Source organism: Haloarcula onubensis, from assembly GCF_031624605.1.
GTDB classification, from domain to species: domain Archaea; phylum Halobacteriota; class Halobacteria; order Halobacteriales; family Haloarculaceae; genus Haloarcula; species Haloarcula onubensis.
In genome coordinates, this window is sequence record NZ_JAMQOS010000003.1 from 202,248 (window position 1) to 219,925 (window position 17,678).

The 17,678-nt window shown below is 67.8% G+C and carries 15 protein-coding genes; 4 read left to right on the forward strand and 11 right to left on the reverse strand.

What is annotated here, in order from left to right; all coding sequences use genetic code 11:
- Position 1: 1 nt before the first annotated feature.
- The 11 genes from NDI86_RS10475 to NDI86_RS10525 form a co-directional block, all read right to left on the reverse strand.
- The gene (locus NDI86_RS10475) at positions 2 to 1,057 is read right to left on the reverse strand and encodes a [LysW]-lysine hydrolase (RefSeq protein ID WP_310900370.1); all 1,056 of its coding nucleotides are present in this window, start codon (positions 1,055 to 1,057) and stop codon (positions 2 to 4) included.
- Positions 1,054 to 2,181, reverse strand: a complete 1,128-nt coding sequence (locus tag NDI86_RS10480; protein WP_310900371.1) for an aspartate aminotransferase family protein — start codon at positions 2,179 to 2,181, stop codon at positions 1,054 to 1,056. Before NDI86_RS10480 ends, NDI86_RS10475 begins: the two co-directional genes overlap by 4 nt.
- A gap of 37 nt (positions 2,182 to 2,218) precedes the next feature.
- Positions 2,219 to 3,055, reverse strand: a complete 837-nt coding sequence (locus NDI86_RS10485) for an acetylglutamate/acetylaminoadipate kinase (RefSeq protein WP_310900372.1) — start codon at positions 3,053 to 3,055, stop codon at positions 2,219 to 2,221.
- A 12-nt stretch (positions 3,056 to 3,067) separates the two neighbouring features.
- Positions 3,068 to 4,105: an N-acetyl-gamma-glutamyl-phosphate reductase gene (gene argC, locus NDI86_RS10490; protein WP_310900373.1), complete on the reverse strand. Its 1,038-nt coding sequence runs from the start codon at positions 4,103 to 4,105 to the stop codon at positions 3,068 to 3,070.
- Positions 4,102 to 4,998, reverse strand: a complete 897-nt coding sequence (gene lysX / locus NDI86_RS10495) for a lysine biosynthesis protein LysX (protein ID WP_310900374.1) — start codon at positions 4,996 to 4,998, stop codon at positions 4,102 to 4,104. Before lysX ends, argC begins: the two co-directional genes overlap by 4 nt.
- Before the next feature lie 51 nt (positions 4,999 to 5,049).
- Positions 5,050 to 5,214, reverse strand: a complete 165-nt coding sequence (gene lysW, locus NDI86_RS10500) for a lysine biosynthesis protein LysW (RefSeq protein ID WP_310900375.1) — start codon at positions 5,212 to 5,214, stop codon at positions 5,050 to 5,052.
- Between the two features lie 162 nt (positions 5,215 to 5,376).
- Positions 5,377 to 6,870 (reverse strand): argininosuccinate lyase, encoded by a 1,494-nt coding sequence (gene argH / locus NDI86_RS10505; RefSeq protein WP_310900376.1) that lies wholly within the window; start codon positions 6,868 to 6,870, stop codon positions 5,377 to 5,379.
- A gap of 4 nt (positions 6,871 to 6,874) precedes the next feature.
- Positions 6,875 to 8,083 carry an argininosuccinate synthase gene (locus NDI86_RS10510; RefSeq protein ID WP_310900377.1) on the reverse strand — a complete coding sequence of 403 codons (1,209 nt, stop codon included), beginning with the start codon at positions 8,081 to 8,083 and terminating at the stop codon, positions 6,875 to 6,877.
- A 279-nt stretch (positions 8,084 to 8,362) separates the two neighbouring features.
- On the reverse strand, positions 8,363 to 9,094 hold the full coding sequence (locus tag NDI86_RS10515) for a DUF7345 domain-containing protein (protein ID WP_310900378.1): 732 nt from the start codon (positions 9,092 to 9,094) through the stop codon (positions 8,363 to 8,365).
- A 3-nt stretch (positions 9,095 to 9,097) separates the two neighbouring features.
- Positions 9,098 to 9,868: a DUF7096 domain-containing protein gene (locus tag NDI86_RS10520; protein ID WP_310900379.1), complete on the reverse strand. Its 771-nt coding sequence runs from the start codon at positions 9,866 to 9,868 to the stop codon at positions 9,098 to 9,100.
- Positions 9,869 to 9,991: 123 nt separating this feature from the next.
- Positions 9,992 to 11,068 carry a helix-turn-helix transcriptional regulator gene (locus NDI86_RS10525; protein WP_310900380.1) on the reverse strand — a complete coding sequence of 359 codons (1,077 nt, stop codon included), beginning with the start codon at positions 11,066 to 11,068 and terminating at the stop codon, positions 9,992 to 9,994.
- An 89-nt stretch (positions 11,069 to 11,157) separates the two neighbouring features.
- On the opposite strand from NDI86_RS10525, the gene NDI86_RS10530 reads away from it, so the two are divergent.
- From NDI86_RS10530 to polC, 4 genes are all read left to right on the forward strand, one after another.
- Positions 11,158 to 11,346 carry a DUF7554 family protein gene (locus NDI86_RS10530; RefSeq protein ID WP_310900381.1) on the forward strand — a complete coding sequence of 63 codons (189 nt, stop codon included), beginning with the start codon at positions 11,158 to 11,160 and terminating at the stop codon, positions 11,344 to 11,346.
- 38 nt (positions 11,347 to 11,384) lie between these two features.
- The gene (locus tag NDI86_RS10535; protein ID WP_310900382.1) at positions 11,385 to 11,894 is read left to right on the forward strand and encodes a 2'-5' RNA ligase family protein; all 510 of its coding nucleotides are present in this window, start codon (positions 11,385 to 11,387) and stop codon (positions 11,892 to 11,894) included.
- A 174-nt stretch (positions 11,895 to 12,068) separates the two neighbouring features.
- Positions 12,069 to 12,491: a PPC domain-containing DNA-binding protein gene (locus tag NDI86_RS10540; protein WP_310900383.1), complete on the forward strand. Its 423-nt coding sequence runs from the start codon at positions 12,069 to 12,071 to the stop codon at positions 12,489 to 12,491.
- Entirely contained in the window at positions 12,492 to 17,663 is a 5,172-nt protein-coding gene (polC, locus tag NDI86_RS10545) for a DNA polymerase II large subunit (protein ID WP_310900384.1), read from the forward strand.
- Positions 17,664 to 17,678 lie beyond the last annotated feature (15 nt).

Genomic DNA, 17,678 nt, shown 5'->3' on the forward strand with positions numbered 1-17,678 from the left:
GTTACAGCAGGCGTTCGGTGACGTCCGTCAGGACGGCCACCGCGCGGTCGTACTCCGCGAGGTGGATGTGTTCGTTCGGCGCGTGGTCTAAATCAGAGTCGCCCGGCCCATAAGTTACCATCGGGCAGTTCCAGGCCCGCGCGTAGACGTTCATGTCGCTGGTCCCGGTCTTGCGCAGCAGCGTGGGGTCGCCGCCGTGGCTCCGGATGGCCGCGCGGAACGCCCGCGCGACGCTGGTGCGGGGGCTCTGCATCACGGGTTCGACCTTGTCGTCCCAGTTGACGGTGCCGTTGCCCAGGTGGCCGTCGGCCATCTCGCGTATCTCGTCGGTGCTGTACTCGGGCGGGACCCGCAACTGGACCTGCATCGTCGCCTCGACGGAGAGGCCGTCGTCGGAGATACCGCCGCGGAAATCGACGGGCTTGCAGGTGACCCGCTCGAAGACGGGGTGCCACTCGTCCTTGGCGAACTCGTCTTCGACGGCCGACCACCAGTCCATCGCGTCCTGGATGGCGTTGTTGTCCGGCCGGGAGGAGTGGCCCGACTCGCTCGTGGCGACGTAGGTGCCCCCGAGCAGGCCCCGGTAGCCCAGCGTGATGCCCTCCCAGCCGGAGGGCTCGCCGTTGACGACGGCGTCGGGTGCGCTGTCCCTGTCTTCGACGAGGAAGCGCCCGCCCGTCGAGTCGACCTCCTCGCGGACGACGCCGACGAAGGAAGCGCCGGTGCGGACGGCGGCGACTGCCATCGCACAGAGCGGCCCCTTCGCGTCGACGCTGCCCCGGCCCCACAGCACGTCGCCGTCGTCGGTCTCCTCGACCCGTACGGGAATATCGCCGGGGACGGTGTCGATGTGGGAGGTGAGCAGGACGCCGTCGTCGGCCGGCGCGCGGACGTTGCCCACGTCGTCTATCCACACCTCGCGGTCGTGGGCCTCGAAAAAGTCGGCGAGGCGTTCGGCCGCTTCGCGCTCGTCGTGAGAGACCGAGGGGATGCGGACGACGGCCTCAAGCAGGTCGCGGGCCTCGCCGTCGGCCTCGCTGGCGACGGCCTCGCTCATCCCACCACCTCGGCCATGGCCGCGACCACCTCGTCGGCGTGGCCCTCGTCGATGGTCAGGGGCGGGAGCAGGCGAACGACGGTCCGGCCGGCCGGCAGCGCCAGGACGCCGTGGTTCAGGGCGAGTTGCTTGAGCGCCTTGTTCGCACCCCGGCCGACCTCGACGCCTATCATCAGGCCCTCGCCGCGAACCTCCCGGACCTCGTCGCCGATGGCCGCCTCCAGTTCCGTCCGGAGGTACTCGCCCATCGCGGCGGCGTTTGCAGGTACGTCGTCCTCGACGACGGTCGAGACGGTCGCACCGGCGGCCGCGGAGATGACCGGCCCGCCGGAGAACGTCGAGGCGTGCGAGCCGTAGTCGTCGGCGATCCAGTCCCGACACAGCGTCGCGCCGATGGGCAGGCCGTTCCCGAGCCCCTTGGCCGACGTTATCATGTCCGGGGCGACATCGGCCCGCTGGGAGTTCCAGAGCGCGCCGGTCCGGCCCATGCCTGTCTGCACCTCGTCGAAGACGAGTGCCGCGCCGACGTCCTCGGTTATCTCGCGGGCCGCTTCGAGGTAGCCGTCCGAGGCGGGGTTGATGCCGCCCTCGCCCTGGACCGGTTCGACGATGAACGCCGCGGTGTCCTCGTCGACGGCCTCGGAGAGGGCCTCGGCGTCGTCGTAGGGGACAAAGTCCACGTCGCCGATGAGGGGCTCGTAGGGCTGCTTGTACTTGTTCTTCCACGTGGTCGCGAGCGAGCCCATGGTGCGGCCGTGAAAGCCCTGCATGGTGGCGACGATTTTCGAGTTGCCCGTCGCCGAGCGGGCGAACTTGAGCGCCGCCTCGTTGGCCTCGGTGCCCGAGTTACAGAGCCAGGTCTTCGTGATGGGGTCGGGCGCGGTGTCGGCGAGCAGTTCGTACAGCGCCGTCCGCTCGGCGTTGGGGTAGGAGGCCTGGACGTACGTTATCTGCTCCAGTTGCTCGGCGACGGCCGACTGCACCGCCTCGTGGCCGTGGCCCAGCGGGACACAGGCGTAGGAGGCGCCCATGTCCAGATACTCCGTCCCGCCGGTATCGTAGACGTAGGCCCCGTCGCCGCGTTCGATTTGAATCGGCTTTTCGTTGAAGACGAAGCCGCTCACAGCGACGCACCTCCGCCGGCGACACGTGTCATGGCACTCATTGTTCCTCCGTTACAGCCCCGGCCTTGATATGTGTCCCGTCACCGTCGAGCGCCGACAGAATCGGCTCGTCGGCGTTGGCGTCGGCGACGACGACCTCGGGGGCGCCACCCGTAAGGGCCTCCTCGGCGGCCATTATCTTCCGGCCCATGAACCCCTCGGCGGCGTCCTCCAGGGCAGCCCAATCGTCGCTCGACTCGACCGATTCGATGAGCGTTTCGGGGTCGTCGGGGTCCGCGTAGACGCCCTCTACGTCGGTCAGCAGGACGAGCGAGGCGCCGAGTTCGGCCGCGATGGCCGCGGCCGAGCGGTCGGCGTCCGTGTTGACGGGGATGATTTCGTCGTCGTCCGTTCCGGCCATGGGCGGTGCCGCGACGGGCGTGTAGCCGTCGGCGAGCAGCGACCGGAGCAGGTCGCCGTTGACCTGCTTGATGGTCCCGGAGTGGTCACCCCGGCGAATCTTCCGCTTGCCGTCCTCGACGACGCGGACCGCGGACTTGCGGGGGCCATAGAGTAGTTTGCCGTCGACGCCGTTGAGCCCGACGGCGTCGACGCCCTGGCTCTGGAGCCCGGCGACGAGTTGGGTGTTGAGGTGGCCGAAGGCCATCTCGAACACCTCCATCGTCGTCTCGTCGGTGAACCGGCCGACGACGCCGCTTGGCGTCTCGACGTACTCGGGCTCGACGCCGAGTCGTTCGAGCGTCTCGTCGACCTTCGTGGAGCCGCCGTGAACCACGACGACCTGTTCACCAGCTGCGACTAACGATGCGACGTCCGCGAGGGCGCCCGCGGGGTCGACCGCGCGGGCGCCGCCTACCTTGATTACAGTTGTCATGAAAATCGAAAGTCAGGGTGCGCCGACGGGGTGGAGCCCCTGGAACTCCAGGCCCGCCGTCTCCTCGATGCCGAGTGCGACGTTCGCCGCGTGGACGGCCTGTCCCGCGGAGCCTTTCATCATGTTGTCGATGGCCGAGAACACGACCAGGCGCTTGTTCGCGGGGTCGAGTTCGAAGCCGACCTCGGCGCGGTTCGTGCCCGCCACCGCTTTGGGCTCGGGGTAGCGGTAGACGCCGCCACCGCCGGCGACGAGTTCGACGAACGGTTCGTCCTCGTACTGGCCCCGATACGCGCCCCAGAGGTCGCCCTTCGAGACGGGACCGTCGGGGAAGACGTGGCAGGTCGCGCTGGCGCCCCGGACCATGTCCACCGCGTGGACGGTAAAGGAGACGTTCACGCCGAGGAACTGCTGAATCTCGGCCTCGTGACGGTGGCCCGTCGGGGCGTACGGGCGAACGACGCCCGAGCGCTCGGGATGGGACGACGCTTCGCCGCCGCCGGCGCCGCCCTCGCTCGAACCGACCTTCACGTCGACGACTATCTGCTCGTCGCCGGAGAGGACACCGTGTTCGAACAGCGGAAGGAGGCCGAGAATCGTCGCCGTGGCGTTACAGCCGCCCGACGCGATGAGCTTTGCGCCTTCGAGGTTCGCACGATTGAGTTCCGGCAGCGCGTACTCGCTGTCGTCGAGCAGTTCCGGTCGGGTGTGGCCGTCGTACCACTCGTCGTACTGCTCCTCGGAGTCGAGGCGGAAGTCCGCCGAGAGGTCGACGACCGTGTCGGCGGCGTCCTGAAACTGGTCTATCTGCTCCATCGAGACGCCGTGGGGCGTCGCGGCGAACAGCACGTCGACGCTTTCGAGGTCCGCCGGGTCGGAAAAGCGCAGGTCCGAGTGGCGCAGATTGGGGTGCGTGTTGCCGACCGTCTTGTTCTCCTTCGAGCGGCTGGTGGCCTGTGCGAGTTCGAACTCGGGGTGGCCGTCGATGAGGCGGAGCAGTTCGCCGCCGGTGAAGCCGCTGCCGCCGACGACAGATGCGGAGTACGTCATTGGGCGACCTCCGCGTCGCTCTCGCTTTCGACCTTCGATTCGAGCCAGTCGACGACCTCGCCCGGTACGTCCACGTCGCTGACCTCGTTGAGCGCCTTGAACTCGACGGTGTGGTTGACTTCGTGGACCGTGTAGTCCTCGAACTCGCCCGTCTCTTCGTCGGCCCCAGTTTCCATCAGGTCGATGCCGAGCAGGCCGCCGCCGACGGCGTCGGAGGCCTTCTCGACCAGTTCGAGCGCGCGGTCGTCCAGTTCGAAGGTGTCCGTCTCCGCGCCCTTGGCGGCGTTCGTGAGCCAGTGGTCCGACGAGCGGACCATCGCGGCGACCGGCTCGCCGTCGACGGCCAGCACGCGGATGTCCCGGCCGGGCTTGTCGACGAACTCCTGGACGTAGAATATCTTGTGTTCGTAGTGGCCCAGCGTCGCCTTGTGCTCTAAGATGGCCTCGGCGGCGTCGCGGGAGTCGATTTTCGCCATCAGTCGGCCCCACGAGCCGACGACGGGCTTCAGGACGCAGGGGTAGCCGAAGTCCTCGATGGACTCCAGCGCCGCGTCCTTGGTGAAGGCCACGTCGGTGTCCGGCGTCGGGACGCCCGCCTCGACTAACGCGAGGCTGTTTTTCACTTTGTCCGCACAGACCTCCGCCACGTCGGGCCCGTTGACGACGGGCACGTCGTAGGCCCGCGCGAACTTCGTCGCGTACACGCTGCGGGAGGTCGAGAGACAGCGGTCGACGACGAGGTCGAGGTCCTCGAAGGCGTCGGGAGCGTCGCTGATGTTGAACTGCTGTTTGCGAACGTCTATCTTCGTGATGTCGTGGTCGCGTTCGCGCAGTTCCGAGAGCAGGAGCTTCTCGTCCTTGCGGATACGCGAGTAGAGGAGTCCGATGTTCATGCTGTTGGCTCCGTATCGGTCACGGCGGCGCCTCGCGCCACCGCCACCACCTCACTCACCCCAGTCCTCTTCGAGCTCGGGGGCGCTGTCGAGCTCGACTGGGTCCGTGTCGATGACTTCGAGTTCAGCGCCACAGGTGGAACAGTCGACTATCTCTCCGACTTCGAGGTCGTCGTGCAGGGAGACCTCCGCCCCGCACTCGATGCAGTCTGCCATTGTACCTGTCTCTCGCGGACGTATCTACTTAAATCCATCGGACCTATCAGATAAAATTACACACCCACACGGCACTCTAACGGCGTGAGAAACCTATCATCCGCACGTGCCCGATTTCTGTATCAGATTTCTGGTATAAGTTCCCCACAGGGGGGTCGTCGTTCAGACATACGCCTCGACCTCCGTCTGTAGACGGCCGTCTGCGCCGGAGACGCGCGTCTCCGCGGCGTCGAGCCGTTCACTGTGGCTCGCCAACACGTCCTCGGCGGCGTCGAGTCCGTCGGCGACCGCGGCCGGGGCCGGACCGCCGCGGGAGTCCCGCATCGCGACGCTCTCGGCCGGGTCCAGCGCGCGTTCGACGGCCTCGCGGTCGACGTACTCGCCGAGGGGGTCGCCCATCACGTCCTCGGCGACGGCCGAGAGCACCTCGTAATCGGGGGCGTCCTGGTCGGCGTCGAGGTCGGCCGCCACTTCGGCCACCACCTCGTGGGCGGTGCGAAACGGCACGCCGGCCATCGCCAGCAGGTCCGCGACGCCCGTCGCGGTGGCGAAGCCCTCGGTCGCCGCCGCCTCCAGGGTCTCGGCGGGCCAGTCGGCGGTCGCCACCGCGCCGGCCGCGACTGCGACGCTCTCGGTGGCGCTGTCGATGGCGTCCCAGGCGTGGCGCCCGGCCCGCTGCAGGTCGCGGTTGTACGCGCGCGGTTGGCCCTTGAGGTTGGTCAGGAGTCCGTTCAGTCCGGCGGTCGCGTCGCCGGCCCGCCCGCGGACGAGTTCCAGCGTGTCGGGGTTTTTCTTCTGTGGCATGATGGAACTCGTCGAGGCGTAGTCGTCGTCGAGTGCCACGTGGCCCTTGCTGGCCATGACGACCACGTCCTCGGCCAGTTGCGACAGCGTCGTCGCCAGCGCGGCCACCGCGCTCGTCGTCTCGACGAGGAAATCCCGGGACGCCGAAGCGTCCATCGAGTTCTCGGCCACCGAATCGAACCCGAGCAGTTCCGCCGTACGCTCGCGGTCCACGTCGAACGGGGTCCCGGCGAAGGCCGCCGCCCCGAGCGGGTTCTGGTTGATGCGTTCGTAGGCATCGAGCAGCCGCGCCGTATCCCGTTGCAGGGCCTGCTCGTAGGACAGGACCCAGTGGGCGACCGTCGTCGGCTGGGCGGGCTGGAGATGCGTGTAGCCGGGCATCACCGTCTCGCTCTCCGCACGAGCGACATCCAGCAACTGCTCGCGGGCGCCCACGAGCCGTTCGACGAGTTCGAGCACGTCCGAACGCAGGCGGTAGCGGATGCAGGCGGCCACCTCGTCGTTGCGCGAGCGGGCGGTGTGCATCTTCCCGCCGTCGGGACCGACGTGGTCGATGACCGCGCTCTCGATGGCCTCGTGGACGTCCTCGCCCTCTGGCAGCGCCCCGTGGCCCGCGTCCTCGACGTCGTCGAGGGCGGCCAGAATCTCGCCGGCGGTGTCGGCGTCGACGATGTCCTGCTCTGCGAGCATCACCACGTGGGCGCGGTCGACGGCGAGGTCGGCGGCGAAGATGCGCTCGTCGTCGGCGAGCGAGGAGAGAAACGACCGGGCGGGGCCGCCGCTGAAGCGGTCGCGGCGGACGGCCGTCTGGTCCGTCTCGGGCTCGCCTGTCGGTGCCTCGTCCCCGCTCATCGCTTCAGTCCTCCTTTGCGTCTTCGAGGATGTCGTTCGCGAGGCGGGACTGGAAGCCGTGGTACTTCGCGACGCCGGTGGCGTCCTGCTGGGTGATGCCGCCGGTGATGGTCTCCTCGTCGAAGGAGGCCGCCGACTCGCTGTAGACGGCGTAGTCGGACTCCCGGGAGACCGGGCGGCAGTGGCCGCCCTCCATCTTCACCGTCACGGTGCCGGTGACGCGCTCGTTCGTGTCGTCGATAAACGCCTCCAGCGCGCTCACGAGCGGCGCGTCGACGAGTCCTTCGTAGGCCTTCTGGGACCACTGCTGGTCGACCTGGGCCTTGAACGCGCGCTCCTCCTGGGTGAGGACGAGCCCTTCCAGGGCCTCGTGGGCCGTCAGGAGCACCGTCGCGGCCGGGTGCTCGTAGTTCTCGCGCACCTTCAGGCCGAGCATCCGGTCTTCCATCATGTCCGTGCGGCCGACGCCGTGGGCGCCCGCCTGGTCGTTGAGTTGTTCGACGAGTTCGACCGAACCCAGTTCGTCGCCGTCGAGGGCGACCGGCTCGCCGTCCTCGAACGTGACCTCGACGAGTTCGGCCTCCTTGCCGGAGGGGTTCTCGGTCCACTTGTAGATGTCGTCGGCCGGAATCGTGCTGGGGTCTTCGAGTTCGGAGCCCTCGATGGAGCGGCTCCAGAGGTTCGTGTCGATGGAGTAGCGGCCGCCGTCGCCGCCCTCGACGGGCAGGCCCTTCTCCGCGGCGTACTCGTTCTCCCACTCGCGGGTCAGGCCGAGTTCGCGCACCGGGGCGATGACCTCCAGGTCCGAGTCGCGCCAGATGGCCTCGAAGCGCAGTTGGTCGTTGCCCTTGCCGGTACAGCCGTGAGCGATGCCGTCACAGCCCTCCTGCTCGGCCACGTCGAGGATTGCCTTCGCGATGACCGGGCGAGCCAGCGCCGTCCCGAGGGGGTACCCCTGGTAGTCGGCGTTGGCCTTGACGGCTTTGAGACAGAGGTCGGCGAACTCCTCTCTGGCGTCGACGACGTACTGCTCGACGCCCAGCGCCTCGGCCGTCTCCTCGGCCTCCTCGAACTCGTAGTCGGGCTGGCCGACGTCGACGGTGACGCCGACGACCTCGTCGTAGCCGTACTCCTCTTTCAGCAGCGATACGCAGACCGTCGTGTCGAGCCCGCCCGAGAAGGCGAGCGCGACGGTGCCGTTTCCGTCTGTCATGGATGTGTGCTCGTTGGGTTCCGTGGTGTGACTGTCGGTTTGGGTTGACACGCCGGACAGCCGACCGGCGGCGCTTGGGAACGAATCGAACCGTCGAGAGGAGAGGTAGTAGTGGGCCTAACGGAGGGCCCGCCGTCGTCGGCGCCGCGTCGAGAAGGAGGCGGACCCGCCACTGGCGGCGGCGAGCGCCCCAGTGTCGACAGTCCGCGTCATGTACCAGCGACTACTGCAGTTCGCGTACTAATAGCTTCCGAGTTACGGAGAGCGTGTGTCCCGTTCTCACCCGCGACGGCCGACCAGCAGCCCGGCCGCCGCCAGCGCGGCGATGGCCCCGACGGCCCCGACGCCGGGACCGCTCCCGCCCGTGGTCCCGACCGGGGTCGCCGTCGGGCTCGGCGCCGGGGTGCCCGTCGGCGCCGCCGTCGACCGCGCGGTGATGCCGAGGCCGTCCAGCTCCGCGCCGGCCGCGTAGACGAGCCGCCCGCGACTGCTGTTCGTCGGCCCGGGCGAGACGCTCGTGACCTGGTAGTTCTCGGGGAAGACGACGGCGAGCTGTCGGTCGAGCGACCCGCTGCTGGCAAAGGGCTCGTCGAAGGTGAGCAGCCCGTCGTCGGCCGCCGCCAGCCCCGCCCACGTGAGCGAGTAGGTCACGACGCCGGTCGCGTTCGTCCGGGAGAGCGACAGTGAGGCGTTGTCAACCGACATCTCGCGGTCGGTCCGCGCGGACGTGTTGTTTGCGAGGGACCGCCAGCGGGCCGTCTGGCGCGCCGCGTAGGCGTCCCGGACCGTCTCGTTGCTCCGGAGGTCGTCGAAGGCCGCCTGCTCGCTCTCGTCGTCGAGGTCGTACGTCGAGACGAGGGTCACCTCCGCGTCGCCGTCGGGGGCGAGGGTAACGGTCAGCGACGGCTCGGGCGGCGCGTCGGTCTGTGTCGCCCCCGCCGGTCCGACGGCCGCACCGACCAGCAGCGCGCCCAGAACGACACTCGTCAGCAGTGTGTGGCGGCCGGTCATCAACTAGCCTTGGACGGCCGGCGTGGTAGTTTCACTGGTTCCGGCGGAACTTTCGGCGGGGCCCTGCCCGTCGGGGGCCGTCTCGCCGGTGTCGCTGTCACCACCGTCCGGTCCCCCGCTGGTCCGGTTACCCGCCGCGTCGCCCCGGTCCGCGCCGCTGGTCGCGTTGTTCGCCGCGTCGGGGCGGGCCGGCTGTCCGACCCCCTCCCCGGCGATAGAGCGGGCGATTGCGGCCGTCTCCGGACCGGTGAGGTTCGCCGCGCGGTTCGAAAGCGTCCGGATGGCGGTGACGTCGACCCCGTTGGCCGCCAGCGTCTCGGCGGGCAGTTCGCTCGCCGTCTCGTTGGTCCGGTTGACCATGCGCTGGGCGGTCCGGCTCTCCGCGTGGAGCGCGGCGACGCGGGCGCGGTACTCGCCCTCGCTCAGCGTCCCGTTCTCGCGGGCCCGGTCGAGTGCCTGGCGGCGCTGTTCGAGCGTCGCAATCCGCTCGTCCGTCCGGTCGAGCTGGTCGGCCACGACGGCGGCTCTCGCGTCCGAGCTGTTGGCCCGGGCGACGCGGATGCCGTAGGCGCGCTCCTCGATGTCACCGTCGAGTTCGGCCTCGCCCACGGCGACGATGCCGGAGAGTTGCGCGCCGGGCGCGACGCCCGCATCGTGGGTCGCGTTCTCGGTCGCCTGTTCGGTACCGGTCTCCTGGGCCATGACGAATGGCACTGCCGCGAGCGCGCTCACCACGAGGCACAGCGCGACTACGGCGGAAGTCGTCCGTTGCATCTCACTCGGGCTTTACCCCCGCATCCGCATATAACTGCGACAGCCTCAAACCGGATTGTCGCCGATTAAGCCGGATTAAATCACCCGACTGCGGCCGTTTCGGGACGAGAGCCGACGGCGGCGTCAGCGAGTGTCGTCAGCGTCGTCGTCCGCGTCGCCCCCGTCGGTCAGGTCCGTGTCCGGGAACGTCACGACGTTCTCCCGACCGATGCGGAACGTCTCCACGTCGCCGTCCTCCCGGAGGCCGCCGACGACCTGGCTGGTCTTCGCGGCCGTCCAGTCCAGTTCGCTCGCGACCCGCTGTTGCTTGATGCGCCCGCCGTTCTCCCGGAGCAGTTTGCGCACCTGCTCCTCGTTGCTCAGTAGCTCCGCGGGCGGTGTCTCGGCGGCGGTGTCCGTACTCTCACTGTCGTCGCTCGGGGCGTCGTCGCCGTCCGATACGGTGGCCGCCTCGGCGTCGTCGCGCCCGCCGTCGTCGGCGCGGACGTACCGGTAGACGCCGTAGCCGCCGGCGAGCACCGCGAGGAGGGCGACGAGCGCCGGCAGCAGCGACGTCTGGACGGCGCTGTCCCCGAGGGGCGGGTACGCCTTGGCGACGACACGGGGTTCGTCGTCGGCGAACGACTGGCGCCCGCGCCAGGTGACCGACCGGTCGCTCGCCTCGTCGGGCGACGGCCGGACGGCCACGCGGCGGTGGCTCGCGGGCCAGCGCATCGTCAGCGACGTGTTCCGGTCGAGATAGAGCCCGGCGACTGCGTCGCCGGCCCGGATGTGGGTGTCGTTGACCGCCGCGAAGTTCGTCCACCGGAACTCGTAGGTGACGACGCCGTAGGACTGGCCGACGCTCTCCCGGGAGGTCTCGACGGAGACGTTGTCGATGGCCATCTCCCGGCCGGTCGCGTTCTCGCCGGCGCGGGCGGCCCGGTTCATGCGGTCGCGAAAGCGGTCGGCGTAGACCGATTCGTTCCCCCGGATGTCGGCTCGTAGCTCCTCGAACGCCCGCGTCTCGTCGTCGTCGGCTAATCGGACCCGGTAGTCGATGGCCCAGGCGGCGTCACCGGTCGCCGTCACGTCCGCGGTCATCACGACCACGTCGGCGTCGACGGACTGCTGGGAGAGGCCGCCAAAGGCGCCGGCGGCGGCCGTCGGCGTCAGCGCCGCCAGGACGACGACCGCCAGAACCGCGCTCACTCGTCGCATTCGTGGGCTCGTTTCCCGCCGCCCACTATATCACTTGTTGCCGCGGGCGGGCCACAAGGCGTTTTAGCGTCGCTCGGGTACCGCCGCCCATGGCACGCGCCGAACTCGACGTCGACACGCTGTTGAAGATACTGCTGGTGCTCCTCGTCGTCTGGGTCGCCCTGGAGGTCCTCGAAGGGGTGCTCGGGCTCTTCGCGTTCGTGCTCGGGCCGCTCCAGCCGCTGCTCGGACTGGCGCTCATCGTCCTCATCCTGCTGTATCTCACCGACCGACTCTGAACACGCCCGCTTTTATCGGCGGGGCGCCTGCTGGTGGTGTGTACAGCCTGAACGTCGCGCTGCCCTCGTCGGTCACGTCGCTGGCCGGTCGACTGGCACGCGACCTGCCTCGAGCACGGCCCCGACCGCGCGGCGAGCACACGCTCGTCGTCAAGCGACTCGGCGGGGGCGACCACGCGGCCTACGCTCGGCTGGAGGCGCGGGCGCGCGAGGCCGTCCGTGGGACCGCCCCCTTCGAGGTCCGCGTCACCGGCGTCGACTGGTTCGAGACGGCCGTGACGGGGCCGTCGCCAGTCGTCTATCTCGCCGTCGAGAGCCCGGCACTGCGGGCGCTCCACGAGCGCCTCTGTGAGGCGTTCGACGCCGTCGATGGGATGGAAGGCGACGGCTACGTCCCCCACGTCACGATAGCGCGGGGCGGCGACCCCGCGGCGGCCCGGCGGCTGGTCGAGCGGGATATCGAGCCCGTCGAGTGGGCCGCCGAGGAACTCGTCTTCTTCGACGCCGACCGCGGCCAGCCGGCGAGTCGCGTCTCGCTGCCGGCGTGAGCGCCCCGGGGTATGGCGAGCAGGCGACACTCCGGGGGCCCGAAGCGGCGTGCCGCACTACCGTGTCTCGCTCCGGGGCGACTCTCAGGTCACGGCGGGGCTGGTCCCGGCATCGGAGATAAACCTCGGGGCACGTAGCAACGTTTTTGCCGTCGCCCACCCTCGGAATCCTGTATGGATTATCGGTCCGTCGAGACGGCACAGGAGTACGTCTGCCGGCTGGACCACGGTGCGGACTGGCGCGGCGAAATCGAAAAGCTGGCCGACGAGGAAGGCGTCGACGCGGCCTTCTTCTACGGCCTGGGCGCGGTACAGGACGCCGAGGTGTGGTTCTACGACCAGGACCGACAGGAGTACGACTCGATGGTGTTCTCCGAGCCCCTGGAGGTCGCCGCCTGCGTCGGGAACGTCTCGTGGCTGGAGGGAGAGCGGTTCGCCCACACCCACGCCGTCCTCTCCCGTCCCGACGGGGAGGCCATCGCGGGCCACCTCAACAGCGCGACGGTCTGGGCGGGCGAGGTGTACGTGCGGGCGTTCGATACGCACCTCGAACGCGAACACGACGAACCGACCGACCTCGACCTCTGGGAGCTATAGATGCGCGAGGCCGACCAGCGTTACTTCGAGACGCTCGAATCCGAGCTGGAGACGGCCATGACCGTCGCCGAGCGCGCCCGCGAGCGCGGCGGCGACCCGAAACCCGAGGTGGAGATTCCGACCGCACGCGACATGGCCGACCGCGTCGAGAACATCCTCGGCATCGACGGCGTCGCCGAGCGGGTGCGCGAACTGGAGGGCGAGATGTCCCGCGAAGAGGCGGCGCTGGAACTCGTCGACGACTTCGTCGAGGGCACCGTCGGCGACTACGACACCCGCGAGGGGAAGGTAGAGGGCGCGGTCCGGACCGCCGTTGCCCTGCTGACCGAGGGCGTGGTCGCCGCGCCCATCGAGGGCATCGACCGCGTCGAGTTGCTCGAAAACGACGACGGGACGGAGTTCATCAACGTCTACTACGCCGGCCCGATTCGCTCGGCGGGCGGGACCGCACAGGCGCTGTCGGTGCTGGTGGCCGACTACGCCCGCGCGCTGCTTGGCATCGAGCAGTACAACGCCCGCGAGGAGGAGATCGGCCGCTACGCCGAGGAGATAGACCTCTACGACAAGGACACCGGCCTGCAGTACTCGCCCAAGGAGAAGGAGACGAAGTTCATCGCGAAGCACATGCCCATCATGCTGGACGGGGAGGCCACCGGCGACGAGGAGGTCTCGGGCTACCGCGATCTGGAGCGAGTCGACTCCAACTCCGCCCGCGGCGGGATGTGTCTCGTCCTCGCGGAGGGTATCGCGCTCAAGGCCCCGAAGATTCAGCGCTACACGCGAAATCTGGACGAGGTCGACTGGCCGTGGCTGCAGGACCTCATCGACGGGACCATCGGCGAGGACAGCGAGGCCGACCAGGGGGAGGCCTCGGGAGACGCGAGCGGCGACGCCGCGAGCGAGGACGACGCCGCGAGCGAGGACGACGGCGGCGACGAACCCGCCGGCCCGCCCCGCGTCGAACCCGCCAAGAAGTACCTCCGGGACCTCATCGCCGGCCGCCCGGTCTTCTCACACCCCTCGAAATCCGGCGGCTTCCGCCTGCGCTACGGCCGGGCCAGGAACCACGGCTTCGCGACGGCGGGCGTCCACCCGGCGACGATGCATCTCGTCGACGACTTCCTCGCGACGGGCACACAGATAAAGACCGAGCGGCCCGGGAAAGCGGCCGGCGTCGTCCCGGTCGACAGTATCGAAGGGCCGACGGTGCGGCTCGCGAACGGCGACGTCCGCCGCATCGACGACGTCACAGAGGCCCGCGAGGTCGGCAACGGCGTCGAGAAGATTCTGGACCTCGGGGAGTACCTCGTCAACTACGGCGAGTTCGTCGAGAACAACCACCCGCTGGCCCCGGCCTCCTACACCGTCGAGTGGTGGGAGCAGGACTTCGAGGCCGCCGGCGCGGACGTCCAGGCGATGCGGGACGACCCGAACGTCGACCTCGCGAACCCCAGCGCCGCCGAGGCGCTTGCCTGGGCCGCCGACTACGACGCGCCGTTGCACCCGAAATACACCTACCTCTGGCACGACGTGACCGTCGAGCAGTTCGGGGCGCTGGCCGACGCCGTCGAGTCGGCGGAGGTGGCGACGACCGATGGAGCGGTGCTGGACGAGGGCGACGCCGCGACTGCGGCCGCCGACGGCGACCTCGTCCTCGAGAACACCGACCCCGTCCGTCGGGCGCTGGAACGCCTGCTCGTCGAACACACGCAGGACGACGACCGACTGGTCGTCTCGGACTGGGTGCCGCTGGTCCGGACGCTCGGATTCTCGCGGTCGCTGGAGCGCGAGTGGACCCTCGACGATATCTCCGAGCACGCACTGACCTACGGCGAACAGGAGGCGGCCGACGCCATCGGCTACGTCGACGACGAACTCGGCGACGAGGCGGGCCGTAACGCCATCGAGGCAGTCAACGAGATATCCCCCTTCGCGGTCCGGGAGCGCGCCCCGACCCGCATCGGCAACCGGATGGGACGGCCCGAGAAGTCCGAACGCCGGGACCTCTCGCCCGCCGTCCACACGCTCTTTCCCATCGGGGAGGCCGGCGGCGCACAGCGCAGCGTCGCGGACGCGACGAAACACGCCGACTCGATGAGCGAGACGCCGGGCCGCGTCGAGGTCGAAGTGGCGAGACGGCGCTGTCCGGCGTGTGGCACCGAGGGCCACGAGGCCCGCTGTCCCGACTGCGAGACGCTGGCCGAGACCATCTACGTCTGCCCGGACTGCGAGATGGAGGTCGAACCCGACGAGTCCGGCCGCGCGGAGTGTGCCCGCTGTGAGACGCTGGCCTCCCCGACCCAGTACACGGAGCTCGATTTGCGGGAGATATACCGCGACGCGCTTTCCAACGCCGAGGAGCGCGAGACGGCCTTCGATACCCTGAAAGCCGTCAAGGGGCTCACCAGCGAGGCCAAGCTCCCCGAACCCATGGAGAAGGGCGTCCTCCGGGCGAAACACGACGTCTCGGCGTTCAAGGACGGCACCGTCCGCTACGACATGACCGACCTGCCGGTGACGGCGCTGCGCCCGGCGGAACTCGACGTCGACCCCGACCGCCTGCGCGCGCTGGGCTACGAGACCGACATCCACGGCGACCCGCTCACGCACCCGGACCAGCTGTTCGAGCTCAAGGTCCAGGACATCGTCCTCTCCGACGGCGCGGCCGAACACATGCTGCAGACGGCGGCGTTCGTCGACGACCTGCTGGCGCAGTACTACGGGCTCGACCGGTACTACGAGTTCGACGACCGCGACGACCTCGTGGGCGAACTCGTCTTCGGGATGGCGCCACACACCAGCGCGGCGACAGTCGGCAGAGTTATCGGCTTTACGAGCGCTGCCGTGGGCTACGCGCATCCGTACTTCCACGCCGCGAAACGGCGGAACTGCTTCCATCCGGAGACGAAGGTCTGGTACGAGGACGAGGAGACACAAAGTCGCTACGAACGCATCGACGACTTCGTCGAACGCTATCTGGACCCCGAAACGGCGGAGATAGACGACTTCGGTACCCAAGTACAGGAGCTCTCTGGCGACGTGTTCGTTCCATCGGTCGATGACGATGGGAACGTCGTCAGGCAGCCGGTCGAAGCCGTGTCTCGTCACGTCGCTCCGGACCACATGGTCCGCATCGAGACGCGCAGCGGTCGAGAACTGACCGTTACGCCCGACCACGAAATCCACGTCTTTGATGGAGGAGATATCAACTCGAAACGGGCGAGTGAACTCACCGAGTCAGATCAACTGATCAAACCAGCGAACGTCGATTCGCTTTCGCCGGCCGGAAGCAATCAGCAATTCGACCTATTGGCCGAGTTTATGAGGACCGACGTTGTGGATAACAGTTCGCTGATGGTGAAGGGGCTTGATAAAGAATTTCTCTACTCACTGTTCCGGGAGACACTCGAATCGGAGTGGGACGGACGTTTCTATCCGTTACAGAGCACGGCAGAGTACCTTGGTTTGAGCAAAAAAGGACTGAGCAACTATCTGTACCGTGAAAGTATCCCTGCGTCAGTACTGATAGACGTGCTTGGAACCGCCGAGGCGGTTGTCGAACGTGTCCCCGACGACGTTACGCTGGGAATGAAGCGCGATACGACGGAAATCGACCGCTGCGTCGAACTGAACCAGTCCGTAGCGACCCTACTCGGGTACTACGCCGCAGAGGGGTTCGCCCGCAAACAGGGAACCCCGAAAGGAACGATTCACCAGACGACGTTCTCCGGGGTCGAAAAAGAGGCAAGAGAGTTCTTCGTTGACACGTTGACTTCCGAGTTCGGTGTCGAACCGTACCACGAGAACGACTACAAAGTCACGGTTTCGGGCCGTCTCGTGCGAGCATTCTTCGACACTGTTCTCGATTGCGGAGTCCACGCAGACGAAAAACGTGTTCCGGCGTGTATTTTCGACGCGTCTGACGAACTGATTAGTGCGTTCCTTGGCGGGTACATCAGCGGCGACGGGACGGTCGATAAGAACGTACTCGAAATTGCAGCCACGACAGTCAGTCGCGAACTGAAAGAGGATCTCTTGGCGCTGTTTACCAGACTCGGAATCACGGCGAGAGTCGAACAGACAGAACCAGTGCCACTGTCGAAGAAGTTCCCCGAACATTACGACGAAGACGACGAGACGATGTCGGCTGTTTCCTACGTCCTTCGTATCACGTCGGTCGACGCAGTACGGTTCGGTAACGTCATAGACATACACTTACCGCGGAAACAGCAGCGGTTAGAGGGGCATATCGAACAGAAAACTGTACACGGCCGCCGAGTGTTTGACGGTGGGAACGGAGAATCTCTCGTCGACAGTGTAGCCGACATCGAGTACGTCGAATCCGACACTGAGTACACGTACTGCCTCACTGTCTCGGAAACGCACTCTTTAGTTGCGAACGATTTGTCACAAAAGCAATGTGACGGCGACGAAGACTGCGTGATGCTCCTGATGGACGGCCTGCTCAACTTCAGCAAGTCCTACCTCCCCGACAAACGCGGCGGTCGGATGGACGCCCCGCTCGTGATGTCCTCGCGCATCGACCCGAGCGAAATCGACGACGAGGCCCACAACATGGACATCATGGACCGCTACCCCCGCGAGTTCTACGAGGCGACCCGCGAACTCACGGACCCCGCGGAGATCGAGGACATCATGACGATAGCGGAGGAGACGCTGGGCACGGACCGCGAGTACACCGACTTCCGGCACACCCACGACACCACCAACATCGCCGCCGGGCCGGACCTCTCGGCGTACAAGACGCTCGGGTCGATGGAGGAGAAGATGGACGCCCAGTTACATCTCTCGCGGAAACTGCGGGCCGTCGTCGAGTCGGACGTGGCCGAGCGCATCATCGAGTACCACTTCCTGCCCGACCTCATCGGGAATCTTCGAGCGTTCTCCCGCCAGGAAGTCCGCTGTCTGGACTGTGGCGAGAAGTACCGGCGGATGCCCCTGACCGGCGACTGCCGGGAGTGTGGCGGCCGGGTGAACCTCACCGTCCACCAGGGCTCCGTGAACAAGTACATCGACACGGCCATCCGGGTGGCCGAGGAGTTCGGGGCCCGCGACTACACCAAACAGCGACTCCAGATTCTGGAGACGAAGATAGAGTCCGTGTTCCAGAACGACCACAACAAGCAGTCGGGCATCGCGGACTTCATGTGAGTGTCGGCCCCCGAC

Excerpts from the sequence above, each read along its gene's own strand:
- NDI86_RS10525 (WP_310900380.1), bottom strand. The coding sequence starts at position 11,068 with ATGCGACGAGTGAGCGCGGTTCTGGCGGTCGTCGTCCTGGCGGCGCTG.
- NDI86_RS10485 (WP_310900372.1), bottom strand. The coding sequence starts at position 3,055 with ATGACAACTGTAATCAAGGTAGGCGGCGCCCGCGCGGTCGACCCCGCG.
- polC (WP_310900384.1), top strand. The coding sequence starts at position 12,492 with ATGCGCGAGGCCGACCAGCGTTACTTCGAGACGCTCGAATCCGAGCTG.
- argH (WP_310900376.1), bottom strand. The coding sequence starts at position 6,870 with ATGAGCGGGGACGAGGCACCGACAGGCGAGCCCGAGACGGACCAGACG.
- lysX (WP_310900374.1), bottom strand. The coding sequence starts at position 4,998 with ATGAACATCGGACTCCTCTACTCGCGTATCCGCAAGGACGAGAAGCTC.
- argC (WP_310900373.1), bottom strand. The coding sequence starts at position 4,105 with ATGACGTACTCCGCATCTGTCGTCGGCGGCAGCGGCTTCACCGGCGGC.
- NDI86_RS10540 (WP_310900383.1), top strand. The coding sequence starts at position 12,069 with ATGGATTATCGGTCCGTCGAGACGGCACAGGAGTACGTCTGCCGGCTG.
- NDI86_RS10510 (WP_310900377.1), bottom strand. The coding sequence starts at position 8,083 with ATGACAGACGGAAACGGCACCGTCGCGCTCGCCTTCTCGGGCGGGCTC.
- NDI86_RS10515 (WP_310900378.1), bottom strand. The coding sequence starts at position 9,094 with ATGACCGGCCGCCACACACTGCTGACGAGTGTCGTTCTGGGCGCGCTG.
- NDI86_RS10475 (WP_310900370.1), bottom strand. The coding sequence starts at position 1,057 with ATGAGCGAGGCCGTCGCCAGCGAGGCCGACGGCGAGGCCCGCGACCTG.
- NDI86_RS10530 (WP_310900381.1), top strand. The coding sequence starts at position 11,158 with ATGGCACGCGCCGAACTCGACGTCGACACGCTGTTGAAGATACTGCTG.
- lysW (WP_310900375.1), bottom strand. The coding sequence starts at position 5,214 with ATGGCAGACTGCATCGAGTGCGGGGCGGAGGTCTCCCTGCACGACGAC.
- NDI86_RS10520 (WP_310900379.1), bottom strand. The coding sequence starts at position 9,868 with ATGCAACGGACGACTTCCGCCGTAGTCGCGCTGTGCCTCGTGGTGAGC.